The organism is uncultured Tateyamaria sp., from assembly GCF_947488715.1.
Classification (GTDB): Bacteria; Pseudomonadota; Alphaproteobacteria; order Rhodobacterales; family Rhodobacteraceae; genus Tateyamaria.
Window position 1 is genome coordinate 359,360 of sequence record NZ_CANLAG010000001.1, and the last position, 24,329, is coordinate 383,688.

Genomic DNA, 24,329 nt, shown 5'->3' on the forward strand with positions numbered 1-24,329 from the left:
ATGAGCGACTTTCCAACAACGGCCCGTGTGGTCATCATCGGTGGCGGGGCGGTCGGCACCTCGACGCTGTACCATCTCGCCAAGGCGGGGTGGAAAGACTGCGTTCTGCTGGAAAAGAATGAACTGACCGCCGGGTCGACATGGCATGCGGCGGGCAACTGCCCGAACTTCTCCGGCTCGTGGGCCGTGATGAACATGCAGCGCTACGGGCTGGAGATGTACCGGACCCTTGGCGATGACGTCGATTACCCGATGAACTACCACGTCACCGGCGCGCTGCGTCTGGCCCATTCTAAAGAACGGATGCAGGAATTCGAGCGCGTGGCAGGCATGGGCCGCTATCAGGGTCTGGAGATGCAGATGTGTACGCCTGCGGAGTTGAAAGAATTCAACCCGTTCATGGAAACACACGATCTGGCGGGTGGCCTGTGGGATCCGCTGGACGGTGACATCGACCCCGCACAGTTGACGCAGGCGCTGGCAAAAGGCGCGCGTGAGGCGGGTGGCCGGATCGAACGGTTCTGTCCGGTGATCGGCATCGAACGTGACGGCGACGAGTGGATCGTAAAGACCGACAAGGGCGACATCCGCGCCGAATACGTGGCCAACTGTGCAGGGTACTACGCGCAGCGCGTGGGCGAGATATTCAAGCCGTTCGGCGGGCGCACCGTGCCTATGGTGGTCATGTCGCACCAGTATTTCCTGACCGAGCCAATCGCCGAACTGGAAGCGTGGACCAAGGAAAAGGGCCACAAGATGCCGATGATCCGCGACGTGGACATCAGCTATTACCTGCGGCAAGACAAATACGGTCTGAACCTCGGCCCATATGAGCGGAACTGCAAGGCGCATTGGGTCACGCCCGATGATCCGATGCCCGAAGACTTCAGCTTCCAACTCTATCCCGATGATCTGGAGCGGCTGGAATTCTATATCGAGGACGCGATGGAGCGTTTGCCCGCATTGGGCACAGCCGGTGTGGGTCGCAACATCAACGGCCCGATCCCCTATGCACCCGACGGTCTGCCCCTGATCGGGCCAATGCCGGGCGTCAAGAACGCATTCGAGGCGCATTGCTTTACCTTTGGCATCGCGCAAGGCGGCGGTGCGGGCAAGGTGCTGTCCGAATGGATCATGCACGGCGAGACCGAGTGGGACATGTGGGCCGTCGATCCGCGCCGCTACACCGCCTATGCCGATCACGACTACAGCCTGTCCAAGGCGCTCGAAACCTATGGCCACGAATACGCCATGCACTTTCCGCACCACGAATGGCCCGCAGGCCGCAACAAGAAGCTGTCGCCCAACCACGACCGGCTGGTGGCCGATGGCGGGCAGATGGGTGCCTATAACGGTTGGGAACGCGCCAACTGGTTTGCCAAGGACGGTGACGACACCTCCGAAGAGGCGACGCAGACCTGGGACCGCGCAGGCCCATGGGAGGCGCGGATCAAGGAAGAGGTCGAAGCCGTGCGCGACGGCGTCGGTGTCATCGATATGTGCGGGTTCTCGCGCTACAGCTTGACGGGCGAGGGCGCCGCGGAATTCTTGCGCACCCAGATCACCGGTGCCTTGCCCAAGGCGGGACGGATGAACCTGTCATATTTCGCGGACACCCGTGGCCGTATCCTGACTGAGGTTTCCGTGATCCGGCATGGTGAGGACGACTTTACCATCATGACCGCCGCCGTGGCGCAATGGCACGACTTTGAACTGCTGGCGTCGCGCGCGCCTGCCGGTGTCGAGGTCAAGGACCTGTCCGAAGAGGTGACCACAATGCTGGTGACAGGCCCGGCGTCCCGTGACCTGTTTGCCGGTATTTCCGATGCGGACCTGTCGCTTGGCTGGTTGACCCACCAATCGGCAACCGTTGCAGGCGTCCCGGTCACCATGGCGCGCGTGTCCTTTGTGGGCGAGCTGGGATGGGAGGTGCACGCACCGACCGATCAGGCAGCCAAGGTGTACGAGGCCATCCGCGATGCAGGGGCCACGCCGTTTGGCATGTATGCGCTGAACTCGATGCGTGTGGAAAAAGGCTATCGCACCTGGAAGGGCGATCTGTCGACCGACTACACCATGTTCGAAGGTGGGTTGGACCGCTTTGTCAAACTGGACAAACCGCAGGACTTCCCCGGCAAGGCCGCCCTGCAAGCCGAAAAGCAGCGAGGTGCCAAGAAGCGGTTCGTGACGCTGCTTGTCGAAGCAGGCGATCAGGACGCGCCCTATATGTCGACGATCTGGAGCGGGGACACCGTTGTGGGCGAAACCACGTCCGGCGCGTGGGGTTACCGTATCAACGCATCCGTTGCGTTGGGTGTGGTGCGCACCGACCTGTCAGAGCCGGGATCCGAGCTTGAGGTCGAGATGTACGGCAAACGCTACAAGGCGGTGGTGCAACCGGACCAGCCGTTGTGGGATCCCGCAAACGAAAGGCTGCGTGCGTGACCGACATCACCCTGCTGGACGGTGGGATGGGGCAAGAGCTGGTGCACCGCGCTGGCGACAAGCCCACCCCGCTGTGGTCGACGCAGATCATGCTGGATCATCCCGGCATGGTCACCCAGGTGCACCGCGACTTTTACGCCGCCGGTGCCACCATTGCGACGACCAACAGCTATGCGATCCACCACGACCGTCTTGCGGAAACGCCTGTCGAAGGGGCGTTTTCCGCCCTGCATCAAAGCGCGCTGTACGAGGCGCGTACGGCGCGGCGGGAACATGGCTCGGGCCGTATTGCCGGTGCTATTGGCCCATTGCGGGCCAGTTACCGGCCGGATTTGCACCCGGACGCGCATGAGGCAGTGCCTCTTTTCGCCGAGATTGCCAATCTGTTGGCCCCGGCCTGCGATTTGCTGATTTGTGAAACGGTCGCCTCTGTGGCGCATGCCCGTGACATCTTGGCGGCCAGCGTGCCAACTGGTCTGCCAGTATGGCTGGCCCTGACCGTGGATGATCAGGACGGATCGCGGTTGCGGTCAGGCGAGCCGGTGTCAGAGGCCGTGCCCGTGGCCGAAGCCGGAGGCGCAGCGGCCATATTGATCAACTGTTCCACGCCAGAGGCGATTGGCCCGGCGCTGGACGCTCTGGCCACGTCGACATTGCCCTTTGGCGCCTATGCCAATGGGTTTGAACAAATCGCCGACGGGTTTCTGGACGACAAACCCACCGTCGACAGCCTGTCTGCCCGCCGTGATTTTACGCCCGCGCTTTATGCCGACCACGTCATGCGTTGGGTCGCGTCGGGTGCCACCATTGTCGGGGGCTGCTGCGAAGTCAGCCCCGCCCATATTGCCGAAATCGCCCGCCGCCTGCGCGCGGATGGGCACGTCATCGTCTGAGGATACCGCACATGCCTGACCTTCCCACCTCTGCCCGCGTCGTCATTATCGGCGGCGGTGTTATCGGGTGTTCCGTCGCCTACCACCTGACCAAACTGGGGTGGAAAGACGTCGTGCTGCTGGAGCGCAAACAGCTGACATCCGGCACGACCTGGCACGCCGCCGGTCTGATCGCGCAGCTGCGCGCGACCGCGAACATGACCAAGCTGGCCCGCTATTCCCAAGAGCTTTACGGTGATCTCGAAGCGGAAACCGGTGTGGCCACCGGGTTCAAGCGCGTGGGTTCGATCACCGCTGCGCTGACCGGTGAGCGGCTCGAAGAGCTGCGCCGACAGGCGGGCATGGCCCGCGCCTTTGGCGTCGAGGTCGAGGAGATTTCGCCCGCCGAGGTGAAGGCCCGCTATGAGCATCTGAACATCGAGGATGTGACCGGGGGCGTCTACCTGCCGCTCGACGGGCAGGGCGATCCGGCCAACATCGCGCTGGCGCTGGCCAAGGGCGCGCGGCAACGCGGCGCCAAGGTGCAGGAACGGGTGGCCGTGACCAATATCGTCCGCGAGGGCCGCAAGGTCACTGGTGTGGATTGGAAAGGCGAGGATGGCAGCGACGGCCACATCGCCTGCGACATGATCGTCAACTGCGCGGGCATGTGGGGCCATGAGGTCGGCAAGATGGCGGGTGTGAACGTGCCGCTACAGGCCTGCGAACACTTTTACATCGTGACGGAGGCGATCAAGGACCTGCAACAGATGCCGGTCCTGCGGATCCCGGACGAATGCGCCTATTACAAGGAAGATGCAGGGAAGATCCTGCTGGGCGCCTTTGAGCCCAACGCCAAACCCTGGGCCATCGACGGCATCCCGCGCGACTTTGAGTTTGACCAGCTGCCCGAAGACTTTGACCATTTCGAGCCGATCCTTGAGGCGGCGGTGAACCGTCTGCCGATGCTGGCAGAGGCGGGGATCCACACGTTCTTTAACGGGCCAGAATCCTTTACGCCGGATGACGCCTACCACCTGGGCCTCGCGCCCGAGATGGACAATGTCTGGGTCGCTTGCGGGTTCAACTCCATCGGGATCCAGTCAGCAGGTGGCGCAGGCATGGCGCTGGCGCAGTGGATGGAGGACGGCGACAAGCCGTTCGATCTGGGCGATGTGGACATCAGCCGCATGCAGCCTTTCATGGGCAACAAGAGCTATCTCGCGGATCGGTCGACCGAGACGCTTGGTCTGCTTTATGCCGACCACTTCCCGTTTCGCCAGAAGGCAACAGCGCGGGGCGTGCGGCGCACGCCGTTCCATGCCCACCTGATGCAGCACGGCGCGGTGATGGGCGAGCTGGCGGGCTGGGAACGCGCCAACTGGTTTGCGCGGGACGGGCAGACGCCGGAATATGAATACAGCTGGGCGCGGCAGAACTTCTTTGACAACGTGGCCGAGGAACACCGCGCGATCCGCGAGAATGTCGGCATGTATGACATGTCGTCCTTTGGCAAGATCCGGGTTGAGGGGCGCGATGCCGAGGCGTTCATGAACTATGTGGGTGGCGGCAACTATTCGGTGCCGAATGGCAAGATCGTCTACACCCAGTTCCTGAATAACCGCGGCGGGATCGAGGCGGATGTGACTGTGACCCGTCTGACCGAAACTGCCTATCTGGTAGTGACACCGGCGGCCACGCGGCTGGCGGACCAGACCTGGATGCAGCGTCATGTGGGTGATTTCAACGTGGTCATCACGGATGTCACTGCGGGCGAGGGCGTACTGGCCGTCATGGGGCCAAAGTCGCGCGATCTGTTGAACGCGGTCAGCCCGGCGGACCTGTCCAACGACGTGAACCCCTTTGGCACCGCGCAGGAGATCGAGATCGGCATGGGCCTCGCCCGCATCCACCGCGTCACATATGTGGGCGAGCTGGGCTGGGAGGTCTATGTCAGCGCGGACCAGTGTGCACATGTGTTCGAGACACTGCACGCGGCGGGCGAAGGCATGGGGATGAAACTGTGCGGGATGCACATGATGGACACCTGCCGGATCGAAAAGGGGTTCCGCCACTTTGGTCACGACATCACATGCGAAGACCACGTGATGGAGGCGGGGCTGGGCTTTGCTGTCAAGAAGGACAAGCCGTCGTTCATCGGGCGCGACGCGGTGCTGCGCAAGCAGGACGAGGGCCTGTTGAACCGGATGCTGCAATTCAAGCTGACCGATGCCGAGCCGCTCTTGTATCACAACGAGCCGATTGTGCGGGATGGCGAGATCGTGGGCTATCTCAGTTCGGGGGCGTATGGTCACCATCTGGGTGCAGCGATGGGCCTTGGCTATGTCCCGTGCAAAAGCGAGACGGCGGCGGATGTTCTGGCGTCCACCTACGAGATCGACGTGGCGGGCACGCGGGTGCGGGCCGAGGCATCGCTCAAACCGATGTACGACCCGAAATCGGAGCGTGTGAAGGCGTGACGCGGCCCTGACAGGGTGCTAGGGAGGACCGGAAAGGACCTCCCTCATGTCGCAGCCAACCGGTGATACCCCGCAAGGGCTTGGCTTTGCCTTGTCGGCCTATTTCCTGTGGGGATTTCTGCCGCTGTATATGAAGATGCTCAGCCATATCGGCCCGGCCGAAGTGGTGGCGCATCGCATCATCTGGTCGGTGCCGATTGCGGCGGTTCTGTTGATCCTGCTGCGCCGGACCGGTGATTTGATGGCGGCGCTGCGCAATCCGCGGATGCTGGCCATGGCGTGCGTCACTGCGGCGCTGATCACGGTGAACTGGGGCATCTACGTCTGGGCGATCACAAGCGGGCACACGCTGGACGCGGCGCTGGGGTATTACATCAACCCGCTGTTTTCCGTGGCGCTGGGTGCGCTGCTGTTGCGCGAACGGCTGACCCGCGCGCAGTTGGTGGCGATTGGGCTGGCGGCCTGTGCGGTGGCGGTGCTGACGATTTCAGCGGGAGTCGTGCCGTGGGCCGCGCTGGGGCTGACCGTGTCCTGGGGGTTCTATGCGCTGGCCAAGAAACAGCTGCCCATCGGGCCGAACCAGGGCTTTCTGCTTGAGGTGCTGATCCTGCTGATCCCGGCGCTGGCCTATGTCACGTGGCTGGGCGTGAGTGGGCAAGGGACGTTCATGGTGGGTGATGCCTCCACGAATTGGTTGTTGCTGGGGTGCGGCGCGGTCACGGCGATCCCGCTGATCCTCTATGCCAACGGCGCCAAGGGGCTGCGGCTGACCACCATCGCAATCCTGCAATACATCGCGCCGACGATGATTTTCCTGTGCGCTGTCGTGGTGTTCAAAGAGCCGTTCGGGCAGGCGCGGATGATCGCCTTTCCGATGATCTGGGCGGCACTGGTGATCTATTCAGTGTCGATGCTGCGCGAGATGCGCCGGGCTTAAGACCCTTCGAACCAATCGCGTGCGAGGGTCGTCCAGCCGCGTGGCATGCCGTGACCGCCGTCATGTTCGCAGAACCGGATCGCGCCGCTTTTGCAGCTGTCGTTCCATGTGCGGCAGCGGAACCGGTCGCCGATGTCGATGGTGTCGGGATGGGTGCGGCACTGATTGGCGCTGCGGGCCAGCGACAGGCTGTCCCAGAGGCTGCCCTGATGCCAGTCGCGGATGGCGCGCCCCTCGAACGGGACCTGATTGTCGGCAAATCCGTGGATTTGCAGGAACCGCACTGGCGCGTTGGGGCAATCGGTGGTGTCATTGGGTTCCCGCAGCGCGCCCGAGATCGAGGCAAAGCCGGCAAAATGTTCCGCCTCCTTGCAGGCCATCAGCCATGCCATGGACCCGCCGGCGGAAAAGCCCGCGACATAGACGCGGTCGGGATCGATATTGGCCTTGGTTTGCGCGTCCTTGATCACATCAAGGACAAAGCCCACATCATCGCGTCCCGCCCCGTCGCGCCCTGCCCAGCGGCGGGTTTGCCGCCCCTCGATGGGCGTACCGTTCGGGGCGATGACCACATATCCGGCATCGGCGAAATCCGATTTGATCCCGCCGCGAAAAATCATCTGACCCGTCGCGTTGTGCCCATGAAAAAACACGAGCGCGGGGGCTGGATCGTCCGACACTGGCGCGATCATGTGATAGCTGCCCCCGTCGATCTCACAGGCGGCGTCGGGCCCGCACTGGGCCATGGCAAAGGTCGGAATGGCGAGCAGCAGGGCGACAATGTATTTCATGCCGCCCACCGAACACGACAGCACGGCGCAGGCAATCCTTGCGCCATCGGTCTCTCTGAAACGTGATGGGGCTTGCCTTTGGTCAGCGCATTTGAGAGGCGGACGCATGGACAGCAACTATGACCCGCCCAATGATCCGCTCGACGTGCTGCACGACGATGCAGAGATGCTGGCCGTATCCAAGCCGTCGGGCCTGTTGTCCGTGCCGGGCAAGGGCGCGCACCTGTCCGATTGTCTGATGGCGCGGGTGCAGGCGGTGTGGCCGCAGGCGTTGCTGGTGCACCGGCTGGACCGGGACACAAGCGGCGTGATCGTCTTTGGCCTGACGCCCCATGCGCAACGGTTCCTGTCGAAACAGTTCGAATTGCGGGCGGCGAAAAAGACCTATGTGGCGCGGGTCTGGGGGCGGCTGACGCCCAAGACCGGGCGCGTGGATTTGCCGTTGATCGTGGATTGGCCGAACCGGCCAAAGCAGCATGTGGACCACGAGAATGGCAAACCGGCGGTGACCGACTGGCGGGTGCTGCGCGATACGGACACCGAGACGCGCGTGCGATTGATGCCGCAGACGGGGCGGAGCCATCAGTTGCGGGTGCACATGCAGGCTTTGGGCCATCCGATCCTGGGCGATCCGTTTTATGCGGACGGGACGGCGCGCGATTTCGAGCGTCTGATGCTGCATTCAGAAGAGCTGAAGATCAAGCACCCGGATTCGGGACGCATGATGCGGTTCCGCGCGCCTGTGCCATTCTGAGCGGTAGCGCCGTTTGGGTGGCGCCAACGTCCGGGAAATCGAGGCGATGGCGCGCTTGTGCACCGCTTTGAAACCGTATCTGACCAGAATGATTGCGCTTTGGAGGGTCAACTCAGCTCAGGATGGGAGAGTAACGGCTGATTTCGGAATTGCGGCTTTACGGTCTTTGCTGCCGTTCTCGGAGGCCAATTTGACGTCCGCTTTGCTCTTATCTACGCGTAAAAACCATCTTTCATGAGAGCATCCAGCATCGGACAAGTGGCAGTACCGTCATCGCAGTTCGCTGATAGGCCAAGAAGTGCTTCGCGGAGGCGTGTCAGGTTTTCGATCTTAGCGTTGATCTCATCCAAGTGGTTTTCGGCCAAGGCCTTCACTTCACCGCAACTTCGATCATCTTCTATCGTCAGAGACAGAAAGGTTTGGATGATCAAGATTGGGAATCCCAAGTTTCGACACCGCCGTACGAACCTCAATTTTGCAATTTCATCGGTTGAATAGAGCCTACGCCCTCCCGGCGACCGACCCGGCTTGGGGACAATGCCTTCACGCTCGTAGTAACGGATCGTTTCGATGTTCACGCCGCTTTGCTCAGACGCCTTGCCGATAGTGAACATTTTGTTTGCTCCTGTAGCCACTACAGGAATTAGAAGAGCAGAACGGACGTAAACGCAATTCAAATAACAGAGACTGACCCAGTTTAACCATGAAGAACAAGCTATTAGCACTTGGAGTGAGCGGAACAATCCTCGCAGTCCTTTGCTGTTTCACGCCGTTGTTGCCGATTGCGCTGACAACACTTGGTCTGACTGGCCTGCTTGGCGTTCTCTACAACGATGCTGTTTTGCTGCCGATCTTGGCAGGATTTCTCATACTGACGGGGTACGCGCTATGGCGGCAGAAGAAACAAAAGTAGTTTTGGAGTCCACGCTGACTTGTCCGTCTTGCGGGCATGCGGAGACAGAGATTATGCCTACCGACGCCTGCCAGTGGTTTTATGAATGCAAGTCTTGTCAGACAGTTTTGAAACCGCTGAAAGGTGACTGTTGCGTGTATTGCTCATACGCAACAGTGCCTTGCCCTCCGATCCAAGAAGGCAAGTCGTGCTGCGCATAGCTGACTTTTGAAAGATTGCACCAAGCCGGTACGACAGGGCTGAAAACGGTTATTCCTGTGCTCACGTCCCCTAAAAGGTCAGGCGAGGACCGCCTCGCCTGACCGGGTTATTCGGCGGCCCAGCCTGAGACGGCTTTGACTTCGAGGAAATCCTCGATGCCCCAGATGCCGCCTTCGCGCCCGTTGCCGGACTGTTTCATGCCGCCAAATGGCGAGCCTGCCGCGCGGGAGGTGCCGTTCATTTCGACCATGCCGGAGCGGAGCGCCTGTGCCATGCGGTTCAGGCGCGCGCCGTCTTGCGTCTGGACATAGTTGGTCAGGCCGTAGGGGGTGTCGTTGGCGATTGCGACGGCGTCCTCTTCGGTATCGAAAGGGATGATCGACAGGACGGGGCCAAAGATTTCCTCGCGGGCGATGGTCATGTTGTTGTTGACGTCGGCAAAGACGGTGGGACGGACGTAGAAGCCCTTGTTGAAGCCTTCGGGGCGGCCCGTGCCACCGGCGACGAGCTTGGCGCCTTCATCGATGCCCTTTTGGATCAGGTCTTGAATTTTGGTCCACTGCACCTCGTTCACGACGGGGCCGATATGGCGACCTTCGTCGGTTGCTGGGCCGACCGTGACTTTGCCCGCAACGGCGGCGGCCTCTTCGACGGCGGCGTCGTATTTGCCGCGTTGCACCAACATGCGCGAGGGGGCGTTACAGGACTGGCCCGTGTTGTTCATCATGTGCAGCACGCCGCGTTTGACGGCCTTTTCATCGGCATCGTCAAAGATGACATTCGCCCCTTTGCCACCCAGTTCAAGGTGCACGCGTTTGAGCGTGTCGGCGGCGTTCTTGGAGATCAGACGACCCGCGCGGGATGATCCAGTAAAGCTGACCATGTCGACATCCGGGTGGCCGGACAGCACGGTGCCCACGCCGGGGCCGTCGCCGTTGACGAGGTTGAAGACGCCGGGGGGGAAGCCCGCCTCGTGCATCATCTCGGCAAAGATCATGGCGTTGAGCGGCGATTCCTCGGACGGTTTCAGGACCATGGTGCAGCCCGCGATGGCGGCGGCACCGACCTTGAGCGTGACCTGGTTCATCGGCCAGTTCCAGGGCGTGATGAGGGTTGCGACGCCCACTGCCTCGTAGATGATCCGGTCATTTGGGGCGCGGTCGCTGAGGGGGCGGTTGAAGTCGAACGCCTTGGCCGCGCGGATGAAGTTCTTCAGGTGGTAGGTGCCTGCGCCGACCTGCTGGCTGCGCGACATGTCGAGGGGCGCGCCCATTTCGGCGGACATGGCCTGTGCAAGGTCTTCGCCACGGGTCTGGTAGACCTCGATCAGTTTTTCGACCAACGCAATGCGGTCTTCCACCGGCGTGGCCATCCACGCGGGGAATGCTGATTTGGCGGCGGCAATCGCGGCCTCAGCGTCAGCAGCACCACCCAGTGAAATCACCGCCGTGGGCTCTTCGGTTGAGGGGTCGATCACGTGGTGATCGGTGCCGTTCATCGGGGCGACCCACTGGCCGCCAATGTAGAAATCGCGTTTTTCGAGCATGGGTGTCTCCCTGAGATTTGGGTGGACTGTGGCACCGGGCGAGGCTGGCGACAAGACGGGGGATGAAATGAGGCGCGGGATCACTTAGGTTGCATCTGACGACATTATCCCGACGGAGGACACCATGGGTTTGCGCATTAACGACACGATCCCCGATTTGACGGTCGAAACGGACCACGGCACGATTTCCCTGCATGACTGGGTCGGCGACAGCTGGGCCATCCTGTTTTCGCACCCCAAGGACTTTACGCCCGTCTGCACGACGGAATTTGGCGCTGTGGCACAACTGGCCGACGAATGGGAAAAGCGCGGCACCAAGGTGATTGGCGTGTCTGTGGACGGGGTCGAGGACCACAAGAAGTGGAAGGGCGACATCGAGCAGGTCTCAGGCGCCAAGGCCGGTTTCCCGATCATCGCTGACGCAGGTCTGGAAGTGTCCAAGGCCTTTGACATGCTGCCGGCCGAGGCATACCTGCCCGATGGTCGCACACCTGCAGACAGTGCCACGGTGCGGTCTGTGTTTATCATTGGCCCCGACAAGCAGTTGAAGCTGTCGATGACCTATCCGATGACTGTTGGCCGGAACTTTGCCGAGATTGTGCGTGCGCTGGACGGTTTGCAGATGTCGGCAAAGGGCGTTGCAACACCGGCCAACTGGGTGCCGGGCGAAGACGTGATCATCCCGCCATCTGTGTCGAACGAAGATGCGAAGGCGAAGTTCGGCGAATTCGAGACCGTGCTGCCCTACCTGCGCAAGACCAAAGCGCCGAGCTAGCGCCGCCGCAGCGCAAGGCGTGTTTCGTAAAGCGGCGTGATGTCAGGTTGAAGCCGGTCACGCCGCTTTGCCACGAGTGCCTCGGCCTCGGACTGAATGTCCGGGCCCTGGTCACCCGTGATCCCGTCGATAAAATCCAGCATGATTGATTGAGTGTCGGGGCACGCCCACAGCGGTGACTTCTTTAGAAACGGATAGCCCTTGGCTCTTATGATGTGATGCGGCAGGGCATACGACACACCCTGACGGGCAATGGACGTCAGGATGAGCGGGATCAGGGTTTTCGGATCACGCCCGTCTGGTCCGGCCAGTACTTCAAGCTTTTTGCCGCGCATCAGCATGTCCTCATGCAAGATGAGTTTCTGCGCGAGGTCGATCACCTGATCGTCTGGCATGGCCGCCAGATCAGTGTCCAAGGTGGTTAGGTCGAGCGTGGCCGTATGGCTGTAGCCGCTGCGCAAGATCCACTGGCTGAAACCTGTTTCGCCGCGGCGGACCGTTTTGGATTTGTCGCCGGTCAGGCGGTAATGCTTCCAAAAGCCCAGGAATGCGGGGTCACGCAGGACATTTGCGCCTACTGACAGCGCAAACGAACCGTAGTGGAAATTCCGGTCGTCCGTGCTGAATTCCCAGCGGATGTCGCGGAAATCTTCGGTGTCGACGCGAGCAATACCCCAGTGAAAGCTGGCGCTGACCACGTCATATCCGCTGGTTTCGGCCTCGGTCAGCCAACCATCGGTGCCGGGCATGGGGAACCATGCGCTGTCGTTGACGATCACCAGCCGTTTGAGAGACGGCAGGCGGTCAGCCAGCGACAGTATGCCGTCGCGGTAGCCGCCGAAATCATAGCCGACATTGGGCCGTTCAAGGATCTGCCATGCGTGGTCATGCAGGGCCGCACGGTCAGTGTCCGTCAGAGGCACGTTTGAGATGACGAGCGGCGCATAGCCGTTGTCGGTAAGCCAGCGCAGGCTGTGCAGGTGGCTTTGCAAAATGCCATCGGCGGGAAAGACCAGGAACAGCGCCACGTTGTCCGAAGAGGGGATGCCGCCTTCACTCACCCTGATCTGGCGCGCAGTGACCATGTCGTAGAAGGGGCGTTCGGTCCAATAGCGCCATATGTTGCCGGGGGCCGCGGCCAGCTGACGGCCAAATCGAGACAGTTCGCGCTGGATTTTCCAGAAAGGGAGGGACGCCATGTTCAAACCTTGCCGCTGCTATCGGGGTGTCGGGTGCCACGCCCGCCATCGGAGCGCGCTGACAAGATGCCGCGCAAGAAGCCCATTTGCTTGGCCCATTTGCGCTTGGAGGTCCAGGCCAAGGGTGAGGCGAGCTGGGCCAGTGCTGCCTTGAGGGACGACAGAAAGGGCGCGGGTCGTCCATGTTTGGCGGTGGCGTAAACGCGGCTGCGACCCATATGCCATGCCTTGAACGCGGCGGAGGCAGGGGTGCGCGCGTTGCCATGCCCTTCGGCGTGGTGAACCACCGCATTGTGGACAAAACGAAGGGGCCCCAAGGCTGCCAGCCTCAGGGACAGATCGTCATCCTCGTGGTAGAGGAAGATGTCGGTATCGAAGCCGCCTACTGCATCAAAACGTGCACGGGAGACAAACACCGCTGACCCATTCAGCAGCGGGACGTCAGTGTCGGCGTCAGGTGGTGAACCGGTCCACCAGGATGAACGCGGCAAGAGATTTGAGCGACGTCGAAACGCAGGCCGTCCCCGGCGGTCGCGCACATTAGGCACAAAAGCGGCGGCCTCCGGCTGTGCAGTGGCTGCGGCCAGCAGGGTTTGCAGGCACCCATCGCCGAGTTGAGCATCAGGGTTCAGGAACAGCAGATAGGGGCTGTCGCCGATCGCGGCACCTATGTTGCATGCTGCGCCAAAGCCGCGGTTGACCGGACTTGTGACCACCTGCGCCTCGTGCTTGTCCGCCAGCGTGCGCAACGCATCCGCGTCGGTGCTGGCATTGTCCACGATCACGGTCTTTACCCCGTTCGGGACAGAGGCGAGCATGTCACCGATCACCCCGGTACTGTTGTAGGCAACGGTCACGATCTGGATGTCGCTGAGTGTGGGCATGGCGGGCCTTGGACAATGGTCAGGGTCTGAAACCACAGACCGCTTGCAGAAACAAGAAGGCCCCGGCGTTTCCACCGGGGCCTTGATACGTAGAACCGTGCCGAGATTACTCTTCGGCAGGCTCTTCTTTCTTGATCTCTTCGCCGGTTTCCTGATCGACGACTTTCATCGACAGGCGGACCTTGCCGCGATCGTCAAAGCCCAAGAGCTTGACCTTGACCTCTTGGCCTTCCTTCAACACGTCCGAAGGGTGGTTCAAGCGGCGGTTTTCGATTTGGCTGACGTGCACCAGGCCGTCGCGTTTGCCAAAGAAGTTCACGAAGGCGCCGAAGTCGACGATCTTCACGACGGTGCCGGTGTAAACCATGCCTTCTTCGGGTTCGGCCACGATCGAGTGGATCATGTCGTAGGCTTTCTTGATCGAGTCGCCGTTGGGCGATGCGATCTTGATGATGCCGTCGTCGTTGATGTCGACCTTGGCGCCCGACACTTCGACGATTTCACGGATCACTTTACCGCCCGAACCGATGACCTCACGGATTTTGTCCGTGGGCACCTGCATGGTCTCGATGCGCGGTGCGTGCACGCTGAATTCCTGCGCGCCGGTGATGGATTTGCCCATCTCGCCCAGGATGTGCATGCGGCCGTCTTTGGCTTGGGCCAGAGCTTTTTCCATGATCTCGGGCGTGATGCCTGCGATCTTGATGTCCATCTGCAGCGAGGTGATGCCGTTTTCGGTGCCTGCCACTTTGAAGTCCATGTCGCCCAGGTGGTCTTCGTCACCCAGAATGTCGGACAGGATGGCGTAGCTGCCGTCTTCTTCGAGGATCAGACCCATGGCCACACCGGCAACCGCCGATTTCAGCGGAACGCCCGCGTCCATCATCGACAGCGAGCCGCCGCAGACGGAAGCCATCGAGGACGAGCCGTTGGATTCGGTGATTTCCGACACCAGACGCACAGTGTAGGGGAAGTCGGTCGAGGCAGGCAGGACGGCTTGCAGCGCGCGCCATGCCAGTTTGCCGTGACCGATTTCGCGGCGGCCGGGAGGGCCCACGCGACCCGCTTCACCCACCGAGTAGGGGGGGAAGTTGTAGTGCAGCAAGAAGTTCGATTTGAAGTTGCCGTGCAGGGCGTCGATGAATTGCTCATCATCGCCGGTGCCCAGCGTCGTGACCACGAGGCCTTGCGTCTCACCACGGGTGAAGAGCGCCGAGCCGTGCGTCCGGGGCAGGAGGCCCGTCTGGCACACGATGTCGCGGATTTCGTCGGTTTTACGACCGTCGATGCGGGTGCCGGTTTTGACCACGTCACCGCGCAGGATCGAAGCTTCGAGCCCCTTCATCGCGGAACCGAGGTTCGGGTCTTCTTTTTGCTCGTCTGTCAGCGCGTCCATGATGGCAGCGCGGGCTTCGGAAACAGCTGTGGTGCGCTCTTGCTTGTCGCTGATTGCGAACGCGGCACGCATCTGTGTCTCGCCTGCGGCTTTGACGGCGGCGGACAGGTCGCTGTAGTCAGGCGCCTGGAAGTCAAACGGCTCTTTGGCGGCATCTTCGGCCAGCGAGATGATCAGGTCGATCACGGGCTGGAACTGTTCGTGGGCGAATTTCACCGCACCCAGCATTTCAGCCTCGGAGAGTTCGTAGGCTTCGGATTCCACCATCATCACGGCGTCTTTGGTGCCGGCAACAACCAGATCGAGGCGTTGCTCGGGGTTCAGGCGCAGGTCCTGCATGTCGTCGACGGTGGGGTTCAGGATGTATTCGCCATCCTCGAAGCCAACGCGGCAGGCCCCGATGGGACCCATGAAGGGCGCGCCGGAAATGGTCAGAGCAGCCGAGGCGGCGATCATCGCAACCATGTCGGGGTCGTTGACCAGATCGTGCGACAGCACGGTGCACATCACCAGCACTTCGTGCTTGAAGCCGGAGACAAACAGTGGCCGGATCGGACGGTCGATCAGGCGGGCGGTCAATGTTTCTTTCTCGGTGGGCCGGGCCTCACGCTTGAAGAAACCGCCGGGGATCTTGCCCGCGGCGTAGTATTTTTCCTGGTAGTGGACGGTCAGGGGAAAGAAGTCCTGGCCGGGTTTTGGTTTTTTCGCGAAGGTCACGTTGGCCATGACGCTGGTTTCGCCCAGCGTGGCAATCACGGAGCCGTCTGCCTGACGGGCAACCTTGCCGGTTTCCAGTGTGAGCGTTTCTTCGCCCCACTGCATGGATTTTTTCGTCTCGTTGAACATCTAGGTTTCCTAAGTTGGCCCGATTGGCCATTTGCATAGGGGGCGTATTCCCCCTGACCCCTGTATCTTCTTTTGCGGGCGCTGAGGTCCGGGCGCCATGCTTTCAGATTTTGCGGCCATACACGAGATGCGGCCCCTTGGGAAGCGCAGTGCGCCGGGTGGGTCAATCTGCGCGGGGTGGGGGTGGACTGTTTGCTGGCGCAAAGGCGCCCACCCGCCACCCCTCTGCGCGTCAGGACCAGGGTTTTGCGGGTGGTTTGGCAAAGGCGATGGGGGCGTCGGGGAACAGGTCGTTCGTTTGCGCATCGGGGGCTGCCGTGCCCCAGTTTTGCATCCAGCGGGTGGGCGGGGCGAGTGTGCCGCCAGGCGCCCATTCAAAGTAGCCGAGCGCACCGGGGGCGGGGATCGGGTCGCAGGGTTCGGGGTCTGTCAATGTCAGACCTGCGGCTCCGCCGAACCATGGGCTGTCGCTTTGGGTGATGATCCCTGTCACCTCGACTGTGCCGATGATGGCACCGCGTGGCAGGTCGGCGGGGTGGGGGCATTCGACTCCATGTTTTTCCAGACGCCAGTAGAGGTATCTGAACTCTTCCTCTTTCAGTCCGGCGGCCGCGTGCAGGGCGATGCGTCCCGGCCCCATCCTGCCTGCGCGGATCGCGCCCATTGTGCGGTTTTCGATTGGCTTGTGTCCCGCGATGATGGCCCATGCGGAGGGTTGGCGGACAGAGAGGGCGAGGCGTGGCAGGTCGGGCATGCTGTGAAACCTAGCGCGCGGTGCGCCCAAGCCAAAGGGACCCAAGCCCGGAAGCGAGGATGATGCACAGCCCTGCCAGCGTGAGCAGATCGGGCCAGTCACCAAAGAACGTCGCCCCAACGACCGTGGCCGCGATGAGTTGCGTGTAGATCAGCGGGGCCACGATGCTGGCCGGAGTTGTGCGACTGACCCAGACAAGAAGGAAATTGCCGATGGCAGACCCTGCGGCACTGGCAAGGACCAGGAGAGCCGCGCCCGGTGTGATCTGTGGCAAGACGGTTGTGGCCCCCAGAGGCGTCAACAGAATGGCACCGATGAGCAGTTGGGAAAAGAGCAGCAGGCGAGGACGTACCGCGCCCGACAGCCACCGGGTGGCCACCAGAAAACACCCGTAGAGCACACCCGCAAGCAGCGCAAAGCCAATGCCGGGGGTCAGGCCGAAACCGGGCTTTACCACCAGCAGCACACCGCCAAAGCCAAGGGCGAGCAGCGCGCTACGCCCACGGCCCAGCGTTTCCCCGAGCAAAAGGGCGGACAGGACGAAGGCAACAACCGGCCCGATGAAAAACGCGCCAAAGGCGTCGGGCAGTGGCGTCGTGCTGAGGGCTGTCAGGATCGAACTGATGGCCGCGGCGATCAGGGCCGCGCGCAGGATCACACGCTTGTCGAGGAGAACACGAAGGCTGTCGCTGGTCAAACCGCAGAACGGGGCCAGTGCGATGGCGGCACAGGCAAACCGGGTCCACGCGACAAAGAACGGGTCAAACCCCGCCTCGGTCAGTGCCTTGCCTGCCGCATCGCCCAACACGATGCAGGTGGTCGCCGTGAGGACCAGAAGGCCAGTGATCAACATGCCATACCCCCGAAACGCAAATCGCACCCCGTGGGGTGCGATTGATCGTTTGGCTGTCGCGCGCGGTTTAGCGGCGCAGGCCCAGACGTTTGATGAGGTCGGTGTACCGCGCTTCTTCCTTGGCTTTCAGGTAGTCCAGCAGCTTGCGGCGCTGTGCCACCATTTTGAGCAGACCACGGCGGCCGTGGTTGTCTTTTTTGTGGGTTTTGAAGTGCTCGGTCAGGGTCGCGATGCGCGAGCTGAGAATGGCAACCTGGACTTCGGGCGAACCGGTGTCGCCGTCCTTGGTGCCGTATTCCTTCATGACGCGTGCTTTTTCTTCGGCAGTGATCGACATCGGGATCTCCTTTTCAGGTTCGAGTTGAGACGCCGCAGGCCGGGATGTCGTCCAGCACAGGGCCATTTGCCCCAAAGCAGCCCTTGGGGATGCGCGCGTATAGGAGAGATTCGCCGCGATGGCAAAGCAAAACTGATCCGTGGATCAGACCGGGGCCATCCCTGCCGACTGCGCGAGGCTGAGCGGCATGATCGCAATATCCTCGATCGTGATCTCGGCACCGTTCAACACATTGGCCACGGCGATACCGTCCATCAGCACTTGGGTGGTGTTGGGATCGTCGGGATCAGGCTGCAGGGATACATCCGGCGCGTCACCAGCTGCGTCATCGTAGACCAACAGGATGTTGTCGTCCTCGGCGTCAAAGTCGATGATGTCTGCCGCGTTCCCTTGGCCGATCCATGTGCCAGCCACAATTGTGTCTTCGCCGTCGCCCGCGGTGACGATGTCATTTTCGCCTGCAACGATGGTGTCGTCGCCGCCGCCACCGTTCAGGTAGTCAGTGCCTTGGTCAATGTCGTCAATCGCGGCTGTGGTCGGGTCGTCCTCGACCCCGCTGACATAGTCGTCGCCCCACCCGCCAAAGAGGCTGTCGGAGCCGTCGCCACCCACGAGGGTGTCATTGTCCAAGCCGCCATGCACGGCGTCATCACCATCGCCGCCCTTGAGGACATCTGCTCCGGCGGACCCTTGCATCGTGTCATCGCCGTCGCCGCCGGCGAGCATATCGTCGCCATTGTGGCCGGTGATGACGTCATCGCCCGCGCCGCCGTCGATCTGGTCGGTGCCGTCCTCGCCGTGCAGCGTGTCGTTGCCGTCGCCGCCGTCGATCGTGTCGTTGCCATCTTCGCCATAGAGCGTGTCACCGGCATCTGATCCGGTCAGGGCGTCATCACCATCGGTGCCAAGTGTCAGGGTGTCTGCGGGTCTTTGATCAAAAGTTTGCGCGGGATCTTGCGCCGCCGCCTGTGGTTCATCCGACATAGCGGCGTCCACGGCGTCCGAGGGCGCTTCTGCCTCATCCGTGGATTCGGATGTAGTTTCGACCGTTTCTTCGTCGTCCGATTCGCCACCCATGTCGATCACGCCAACCGCGCCGACCGCCATCAGTCCCATCAAACCTGCAAGCCACAACATCCACTCGTTCCCAATACGTTTGGGCACAACTACCCAAGGGAAAGATACGGCGACTCAGGTGTCGGACGCAAAGCGTTTTCGGACAATTGGTTAACGTCCGGTAAAGGAAATCCACAAAATTTGGCGTATTTCAAACAGTGGCGGACCATGTTTGGGGTTGTTGGCTATAGGGCAGGTATAGCGGGTGTTTGGGGTGTCCGGCCTTGGACAAACCCAGATGGTAAATGGGGCGATCCATACCGCGCAACAGCGTGGCAACCGTCTCCCCCCGGCCCAGATGCGCGCCATGTGTCCCCCAGGCCGCGATCACCTGGTCTGCCCAACCAGCGCACTCGGCAATGGCGGCGTCATTGTCGGGGCCCACCGGGTCGGTTGCGGCCCGCATGGCACGGGGATCGGTATCGCGCCAGGCAAAGATATTGGTCACGGCAAAGCTGCCAAACCCCAGCGTGCGTGCGCGCCGTTCGCAGCGTTCGACTGTTGGGTCATTCTGGACTTCGGTCGCGGTGGACGGGTTCAGCATGACAAAGTTCACCCGCTGTCCTGCCGGGTCCCAGATACGTGTCAGGCTGTACCGGTAGCGTTCGCAGTCGGAATAGACGGCGGTGGACGGGGCGTCGCCCTTGGTGTGGGTGCGGGTGATCATGGAAGACTGTTTGCCATTGCGCTACCGGGCGCGCAACCGGCGCGCAAAAAGGGGCCGCCGCATAAGCGGCGACCCCGGTTGTCGCGTGAGTGGTAGTTTGAATTATTCGGCTGGGACAGCGACGGTGGTGTCGCGGCGCAGGTCAAGGACAGCGCCCTTGGCTTCCATGATGCCGGCGGCGATCAGGGCGTAGACGATGTGCCCCCACAAGGCGACCCAGGTGATCCCGGTAAAGCCGAGGAACGGTTTGTTGCCGGTCACAAGGTGCGCCATGACGTAGAGGGCAAAGACCCAGAGGGCGACACCGTAGGCCACTGCCGTCAGCGACCAGTGCAGGCGGGGCGCAACAGCCAGTTGCAGCGGACGTGCAACCGCGAACCAGCCCACGGCATAGAACACGAGGCCCGTCAGGGCGTGCAGCAAGTAAGCCGCACCAGAGGGGTTGGCGCCGAAAATGGCTTTGATCGAGGCACCGGCGAGGCCCACCGGCGCCAGCTTGGCATAGCCAAAGAGCGGGCTGAGCGCCTGACCGAAGACGTCAAAGGCGATGGTGGCAAAGGCGCCTGCGGTGAGAACAGTGCCGACGGTGCGGAGTGTGATAGGTGTCATGTCAGTCTCTCTCTTGAAAGTCGTATGGACGTTTTGATGAGAGAGATATGGACCATATGGTCCCAAAGTGTCAGCCCGCCTCACGGAGGGCTGATCTTGGATGGCGAGACTGTAACAATTCGGTGCGAATCCGTCGGTGACGCAGGGTGACGGCGACGGGAATTGTTACAATGCGCCCGAAGGTTCAGAGGTTGAACACCCGTGCGGGGTGCAACTCGCCCGCTTTGTAGCGGCCTACGGCCACTGGCACACCGTCGAGCGAGGCCCAGCATTCGTCGCCATATTCTACGTCTGATGCAAAAACCATGCCGGGGTTGCCGTTGCGCATGCGCACGGCGCCCTCGGGCGTGGCCTTGACCTCGGGCAGATCTGCCAGCCCTTCGGCGGTGGGGCGCAGGTGGGTGTCGAGCTCCGGCGTTTGGGCCATGGCCTCGATCCGGTCAAAGGTCAGGCCCTCGCTGGCCTCGAAGGGCCCCGACCAGATGCGGCGCAACTCGCGCACGTGGCCGTGACACCCGAGTGCGGCGCCCAAATCGCGCGCGATGGATCGGACATAGCCGCCCTTGCCGCAGATCATCTCCAGCTCCACGTGGTCGGCGTCGGGCCGGTCGGTCATTACCAGTTCCTCGACCCAGAGGGGGCGGGCGGCGATGTCGACGTCTTCGCCGTCGCGGGCGAGTTTATAGGCCCGCTGGCCGTCGATCTTGACGGCGGAGAACTTGGGCGGGACCTGCATGATGTCCCCGACAAAGGGGGCAAGCGCGTCCTTGATCTGGTCATCCGTGGGGCGCGCGTCTGAGGTTGCGATCACCTCGCCCTCGGCATCGTCGGTGTTGGTGGCCTGCCCCAGCCGCACGACAAATCGGTACGCCTTGAGCGCGTCGGTTATGTAGGGCACCGTCTTGGTCGCCTCACCCAGTGCGACGGCCAGAACACCGGTGGCATCGGGGTCGAGCGTCCCGGCATGCCCGGCCTTTTTGGCCTGAAGCGCCCAGCGGACCTTGTTCACCACAGCGGTCGAGGTCAGCCCGGCGGGTTTGTCCACCACCAGCCACCCGGAAATATCGCGCCCTTTGCGTGTGCGGCCCATGTCGCCCCCGTTTTGCGTAAGGGCTGCCGCCTAGCGCAGCGCGCGCGGGCTTGTCAATCTGTGCGGTCGGTCACGGTGCCGACAATCGGCCCCATGGCAAAGCCGATGTCGCTGCGGTTCAGGTCGGGCGCATAGAGCCGCGAGATGTTGCCATCGAGAAAAAGGGCATTCGGCAGTTTCAGGTGATCGCGAAAGAGCCGCCCGAACTGGTGGAACGTCACGGTGGTGTTTGAAATGGCGAACACGGCGCGGGTGCCATCGGCGCTGGTGCCGACGCCGTTGCGCACATAGCGCGAGGTACTGTCGGGCAGGAACCGCGGGTGCAGATCTCCGTCGATCACCAGCATCGGCCCCGACTGGGTGGCGTAGGCGCAGGCGGGCGCCTCGCGTTGAAAGCGCAGCGTTTCGATCACGTCCGCGCGGCCCGGCCGGATGCAGAACACCCCATTGGGCAGCAGGCCGAAATTGCCGGGGCCTGCATTCGGGATGACGCGCATCAGTTCCGTGCCGTCCTCGACATAGTGTCCAACGGGCGCACGGTTGTCATGATACATGCCCGCGTTCATGGCAAAGCCCAGCGTCTTGTCCTCAGCCCGCAGGCTCCGGTCTACCGCGCCAAACTGGCCCAGCACATCGCCCGCCTCGTCATAGAGGAACAGGCGCAGGTCCTCGGTCGTCAGATCGACCTCACAGATGGTATAGCCAGTGCCGTCATGGCGCACGTTTTCGCATGTGGCGGCCCAGGCGGGGGCAGTCCATGCGATCAACGCCAGAAGGGCGGCACGTATCACGCTTCGGTGTCGCGGCGCACCGCGTCCTGGCCCAGCATGCGACGGGTGTCGTCCATGCGGTCAAAGGTCTCGTCCAGTTGGAAACGCAGGTCAGGCGCGAATTTCAGCGCCAGCTTCTTGGACACGGCGCGGCGCAGCTCGCTCTTGTTGCGGGCGAGTAGTTTCAGCACCTCGTCCTGTCCCTGCCCGCCGAGGGGGAGGACATAGGCCGTGGCGATCTTGAGATCGGGGGAGGTGCGCACCTCGCCCACGGTGATGGACATGCGGTTGAGGTCGGGGTCATGCACGTCGCCGCGCGCCAGCACCTCGGATAGGGTGCGGCGGATCAGTTCGCCCACGCGCAGTTGACGTTGCGAGGGGCCGGGGCCGTCATGGAATTTGTTCTTTGCCATGTGACCCATCTAAGTCAGCGGCCCCCCTTTGCCAAGCGGGCCTGCGCGCGCTAGGACAGCGGGAAACCGCCAAAAGGGGTGAGGGACATGACAGAACTGCCGGGTATCGTGATTGCGGGTGCGTCGGGACGGATGGGCCAGATGCTGATCCGGTCGGTGATGGAAAGCGACAAGATGCGGCTGGTCGGCGCGCTGGAACGTCCGGGGCATGACTGGGTCGGGCAGGATGTGGGCGTGGCCATGGGCGGCGCTGCGCTGGGTGCGCAGGTCTTTGACGATCCGCTGGAGCCGATGGCGCGGGCGCAGGCGGTGATTGATTTCACGGCACCCGAGGCCACGATTGCCCTGTCGAAGATCGCAGCACAGGCGCGGGCGGCGCATATCATCGGCACCACCGGCATGACGGATGAGCAGATCGCACAGCTGGAACCCGCAGCGCGGCACTGCCCGATCGTGCGGGCTGGCAATATGAGCCTCGGCGTGAACCTGTTGGTGCAATTGACCAAACAGGTGGCCGCAGCGCTCGACGAGGATTTCGACATTGAAGTCATCGAGGCGCATCATCACCACAAGGTTGATGCTCCGTCTGGGACGGCGCTGATGCTGGGTGAGGCAGCGGCTGCGGGGCGTGGCGTGGATCTGGCGCAAGTGCGCGATGCGGCGCGCGACGGGATCACCGGGGCGCGGACACGCGGCGATATTGGATTCTCCGTGGTGCGTGGCGGCGACATCGTGGGCGAGCATGAGGTGCTGTTTGCCGGGGCGGGCGAGCGGATTGTTTTGCGGCACATGGCGACGGACCGGGCGCTGTTTGCCAAGGGCGCGCTGCGCGCGGCACTCTGGGCGCAGGACAAGGTGCCGGGTGAATATGACATGCTGGATGTGCTGGGATTGAAGCGGTGATCCGCTCAATTTGATGCATTGGGCACAATGATGTCGAAATTTTTCCCACGGAGTGAACCAAAGCGCCGGTAGGCTCGTAAGTGTTTGTACGAGTGACACCAGTTGTGAGGTGCTTTGGAATGCGTGTGTTTGTTTTGGCTGCGGTTGCGGCGATCTGTGCGGTGCCTGCGATGGCCGATTTGAAGAAGGTGGATGACCAGGGGCAGTTTGTGCAACTGGTCAAGGGCAAGACGCTGACCCGGCCACTGATCAAGCTGACCGTGACGCCGGATGGTCGGATCGAGGGCCGCGGCGCACGTTGGGATGTCGAAGGCACGTGGTCCTGGAAAGATGGGTATTTCTGCCGGGATCTGTTCTGGGGCGGAGATGCGCTGGGTTACAATTGCCAGGAAGTGCGCGCTACGGCAGACGGTCGGATCAAGTTCACGTCGGATCGGGGTGCCGGTGACAGTGCGATGTTCCGGTTGCGTTAAGTCTGTTGGCTGACGCGCGTTTGCGTGCATGCGCACGCCAACGACGCCCCACCCACCATCCCTTTGGGCGGTGCTGTCAGAAGTCGACGGCGATGCCTTTTTTCTCCCAATCTCCGTAACGCACCGGTTCGGGGCCATCGCGGCCACCCAATTCGGTGGGAAGGTCGAGGTCCTGTGCCGCTTTGCGTCGTGCTTCGGCTTCGGCAAGGGCGCGTTTTGCGGCGGCTGGCAGGTCGTCGGGGGTCTCTTTGGACATGGTTGCTTTCTCTCTGGTCTGACCCTTGATATACGCGCGGCTTCTGCCC

At 62.2% G+C, this 24,329-nt stretch carries 26 protein-coding genes; 10 read left to right on the top strand and 16 right to left on the bottom strand.

Annotated elements, in window-relative coordinates; translation table 11 throughout:
* The 4 genes from Q0936_RS01740 to rarD are packed head-to-tail and all read left to right on the top strand — an operon-like array spanning position 1 to position 6,734.
* Positions 1 to 2,445, top strand: a complete 2,445-nt coding sequence (locus tag Q0936_RS01740; protein WP_299297425.1) for an FAD-dependent oxidoreductase — start codon at positions 1 to 3, stop codon at positions 2,443 to 2,445.
* A complete protein-coding gene (locus Q0936_RS01745; protein ID WP_299297427.1) occupies positions 2,442 to 3,338 on the top strand; it encodes a homocysteine S-methyltransferase family protein in 897 nt (298 codons plus the stop codon). Before Q0936_RS01740 ends, Q0936_RS01745 begins: the two co-directional genes overlap by 4 nt.
* 11 nt (positions 3,339 to 3,349) lie before the next feature.
* A complete protein-coding gene (locus Q0936_RS01750; RefSeq protein ID WP_299139118.1) occupies positions 3,350 to 5,797 on the top strand; it encodes an FAD-dependent oxidoreductase in 2,448 nt (815 codons plus the stop codon).
* Between the two features lie 46 nt (positions 5,798 to 5,843).
* Positions 5,844 to 6,734: an EamA family transporter RarD gene (gene rarD / locus Q0936_RS01755; protein WP_299297428.1), complete on the top strand. Its 891-nt coding sequence runs from the start codon at positions 5,844 to 5,846 to the stop codon at positions 6,732 to 6,734.
* On the opposite strand, the gene Q0936_RS01760 is transcribed toward rarD, so the two are convergent.
* Positions 6,731 to 7,525 carry an alpha/beta fold hydrolase gene (locus tag Q0936_RS01760; protein ID WP_299297429.1) on the bottom strand — a complete coding sequence of 265 codons (795 nt, stop codon included), beginning with the start codon at positions 7,523 to 7,525 and terminating at the stop codon, positions 6,731 to 6,733. The genes rarD and Q0936_RS01760 overlap by 4 nt on opposite strands.
* A 106-nt stretch (positions 7,526 to 7,631) precedes the next feature.
* On the opposite strand from Q0936_RS01760, the gene Q0936_RS01765 reads away from it, so the two are divergent.
* Entirely contained in the window at positions 7,632 to 8,279 is a 648-nt protein-coding gene (locus tag Q0936_RS01765) for an RluA family pseudouridine synthase (RefSeq protein ID WP_299297430.1), read from the top strand.
* A gap of 212 nt (positions 8,280 to 8,491) precedes the next feature.
* Here the strand turns inward: Q0936_RS01765 and Q0936_RS01770 are convergent, their stop codons facing one another.
* A complete protein-coding gene (locus Q0936_RS01770; RefSeq protein WP_299297431.1) occupies positions 8,492 to 8,893 on the bottom strand; it encodes a helix-turn-helix domain-containing protein in 402 nt (133 codons plus the stop codon).
* 89 nt (positions 8,894 to 8,982) lie between these two features.
* Between Q0936_RS01770 and merF the strand changes: the two genes are divergently transcribed.
* A complete protein-coding gene (gene merF, locus Q0936_RS01775) occupies positions 8,983 to 9,192 on the top strand; it encodes a mercury resistance system transport protein MerF (protein ID WP_299297432.1) in 210 nt (69 codons plus the stop codon).
* Positions 9,168 to 9,392, top strand: a complete 225-nt coding sequence (locus Q0936_RS01780) for a GDCCVxC domain-containing (seleno)protein (RefSeq protein WP_299297434.1) — start codon at positions 9,168 to 9,170, stop codon at positions 9,390 to 9,392. The genes merF and Q0936_RS01780 overlap by 25 nt, the downstream gene beginning before the upstream one ends.
* 107 nt (positions 9,393 to 9,499) lie before the next feature.
* On the opposite strand, the gene Q0936_RS01785 is transcribed toward Q0936_RS01780, so the two are convergent.
* Complete coding sequence (locus Q0936_RS01785) at positions 9,500 to 10,939, bottom strand: aldehyde dehydrogenase family protein (RefSeq protein WP_299377827.1); 1,440 nt, start codon at positions 10,937 to 10,939, stop codon at positions 9,500 to 9,502.
* A 124-nt stretch (positions 10,940 to 11,063) separates the two neighbouring features.
* On the opposite strand from Q0936_RS01785, the gene Q0936_RS01790 reads away from it, so the two are divergent.
* Complete coding sequence (locus Q0936_RS01790) at positions 11,064 to 11,714, top strand: peroxiredoxin (protein WP_299139107.1); 651 nt, start codon at positions 11,064 to 11,066, stop codon at positions 11,712 to 11,714.
* On the opposite strand, the gene Q0936_RS01795 is transcribed toward Q0936_RS01790, so the two are convergent.
* The 12 genes from Q0936_RS01795 to rbfA form a co-directional block, all read right to left on the bottom strand.
* Positions 11,711 to 12,913, bottom strand: a complete 1,203-nt coding sequence (locus Q0936_RS01795) for a rhamnan synthesis F family protein (protein ID WP_299297670.1) — start codon at positions 12,911 to 12,913, stop codon at positions 11,711 to 11,713. The genes Q0936_RS01790 and Q0936_RS01795 overlap by 4 nt on opposite strands.
* Before the next feature lie 2 nt (positions 12,914 to 12,915).
* Positions 12,916 to 13,797 (bottom strand): glycosyltransferase family 2 protein, encoded by an 882-nt coding sequence (locus Q0936_RS01800; RefSeq protein WP_299297671.1) that lies wholly within the window; start codon positions 13,795 to 13,797, stop codon positions 12,916 to 12,918.
* A 106-nt stretch (positions 13,798 to 13,903) separates the two neighbouring features.
* A complete protein-coding gene (gene pnp / locus Q0936_RS01805; protein ID WP_299297672.1) occupies positions 13,904 to 16,039 on the bottom strand; it encodes a polyribonucleotide nucleotidyltransferase in 2,136 nt (711 codons plus the stop codon).
* Between the two features lie 232 nt (positions 16,040 to 16,271).
* Positions 16,272 to 16,793 (bottom strand): hypothetical protein, encoded by a 522-nt coding sequence (locus tag Q0936_RS01810; protein ID WP_299139095.1) that lies wholly within the window; start codon positions 16,791 to 16,793, stop codon positions 16,272 to 16,274.
* 10 nt (positions 16,794 to 16,803) lie between these two features.
* A complete protein-coding gene (locus tag Q0936_RS01815; protein WP_299297673.1) occupies positions 16,804 to 17,646 on the bottom strand; it encodes a DMT family transporter in 843 nt (280 codons plus the stop codon).
* A gap of 67 nt (positions 17,647 to 17,713) precedes the next feature.
* Entirely contained in the window at positions 17,714 to 17,983 is a 270-nt protein-coding gene (rpsO, locus tag Q0936_RS01820; protein WP_299139091.1) for a 30S ribosomal protein S15, read from the bottom strand.
* 144 nt (positions 17,984 to 18,127) lie between these two features.
* Positions 18,128 to 19,120 (bottom strand): calcium-binding protein, encoded by a 993-nt coding sequence (locus Q0936_RS01825; RefSeq protein ID WP_299139089.1) that lies wholly within the window; start codon positions 19,118 to 19,120, stop codon positions 18,128 to 18,130.
* 130 nt (positions 19,121 to 19,250) lie between these two features.
* A complete protein-coding gene (locus Q0936_RS01830; RefSeq protein WP_299297674.1) occupies positions 19,251 to 19,766 on the bottom strand; it encodes a DUF1643 domain-containing protein in 516 nt (171 codons plus the stop codon).
* A 102-nt stretch (positions 19,767 to 19,868) separates the two neighbouring features.
* Positions 19,869 to 20,375, bottom strand: coding sequence for a hypothetical protein (locus Q0936_RS01835; protein WP_299139084.1), 507 nt, complete (start codon positions 20,373 to 20,375; stop codon positions 19,869 to 19,871).
* Positions 20,376 to 20,559: 184 nt separating this feature from the next.
* Positions 20,560 to 21,465 carry a tRNA pseudouridine(55) synthase TruB gene (gene truB, locus Q0936_RS01840; RefSeq protein ID WP_299297675.1) on the bottom strand — a complete coding sequence of 302 codons (906 nt, stop codon included), beginning with the start codon at positions 21,463 to 21,465 and terminating at the stop codon, positions 20,560 to 20,562.
* A gap of 53 nt (positions 21,466 to 21,518) precedes the next feature.
* Positions 21,519 to 22,256 carry a phosphodiester glycosidase family protein gene (locus tag Q0936_RS01845; protein ID WP_299297676.1) on the bottom strand — a complete coding sequence of 246 codons (738 nt, stop codon included), beginning with the start codon at positions 22,254 to 22,256 and terminating at the stop codon, positions 21,519 to 21,521.
* A complete protein-coding gene (gene rbfA, locus Q0936_RS01850; protein WP_299139078.1) occupies positions 22,253 to 22,648 on the bottom strand; it encodes a 30S ribosome-binding factor RbfA in 396 nt (131 codons plus the stop codon). Before rbfA ends, Q0936_RS01845 begins: the two co-directional genes overlap by 4 nt.
* Positions 22,649 to 22,735: 87 nt before the next feature.
* Between rbfA and dapB the strand changes: the two genes are divergently transcribed.
* Both dapB and Q0936_RS01860 read left to right on the top strand, forming a co-directional pair.
* Entirely contained in the window at positions 22,736 to 23,551 is an 816-nt protein-coding gene (dapB, locus tag Q0936_RS01855; RefSeq protein WP_299297677.1) for a 4-hydroxy-tetrahydrodipicolinate reductase, read from the top strand.
* Positions 23,552 to 23,670: 119 nt separating this feature from the next.
* Positions 23,671 to 24,024, top strand: coding sequence for a dihydrodipicolinate reductase (locus tag Q0936_RS01860; RefSeq protein ID WP_299139073.1), 354 nt, complete (start codon positions 23,671 to 23,673; stop codon positions 24,022 to 24,024).
* A gap of 76 nt (positions 24,025 to 24,100) precedes the next feature.
* On the opposite strand, the gene Q0936_RS01865 is transcribed toward Q0936_RS01860, so the two are convergent.
* Positions 24,101 to 24,280, bottom strand: coding sequence for a DUF1674 domain-containing protein (locus Q0936_RS01865; protein ID WP_299139070.1), 180 nt, complete (start codon positions 24,278 to 24,280; stop codon positions 24,101 to 24,103).
* Between the last annotated feature and the right edge of the window lie 49 nt (positions 24,281 to 24,329).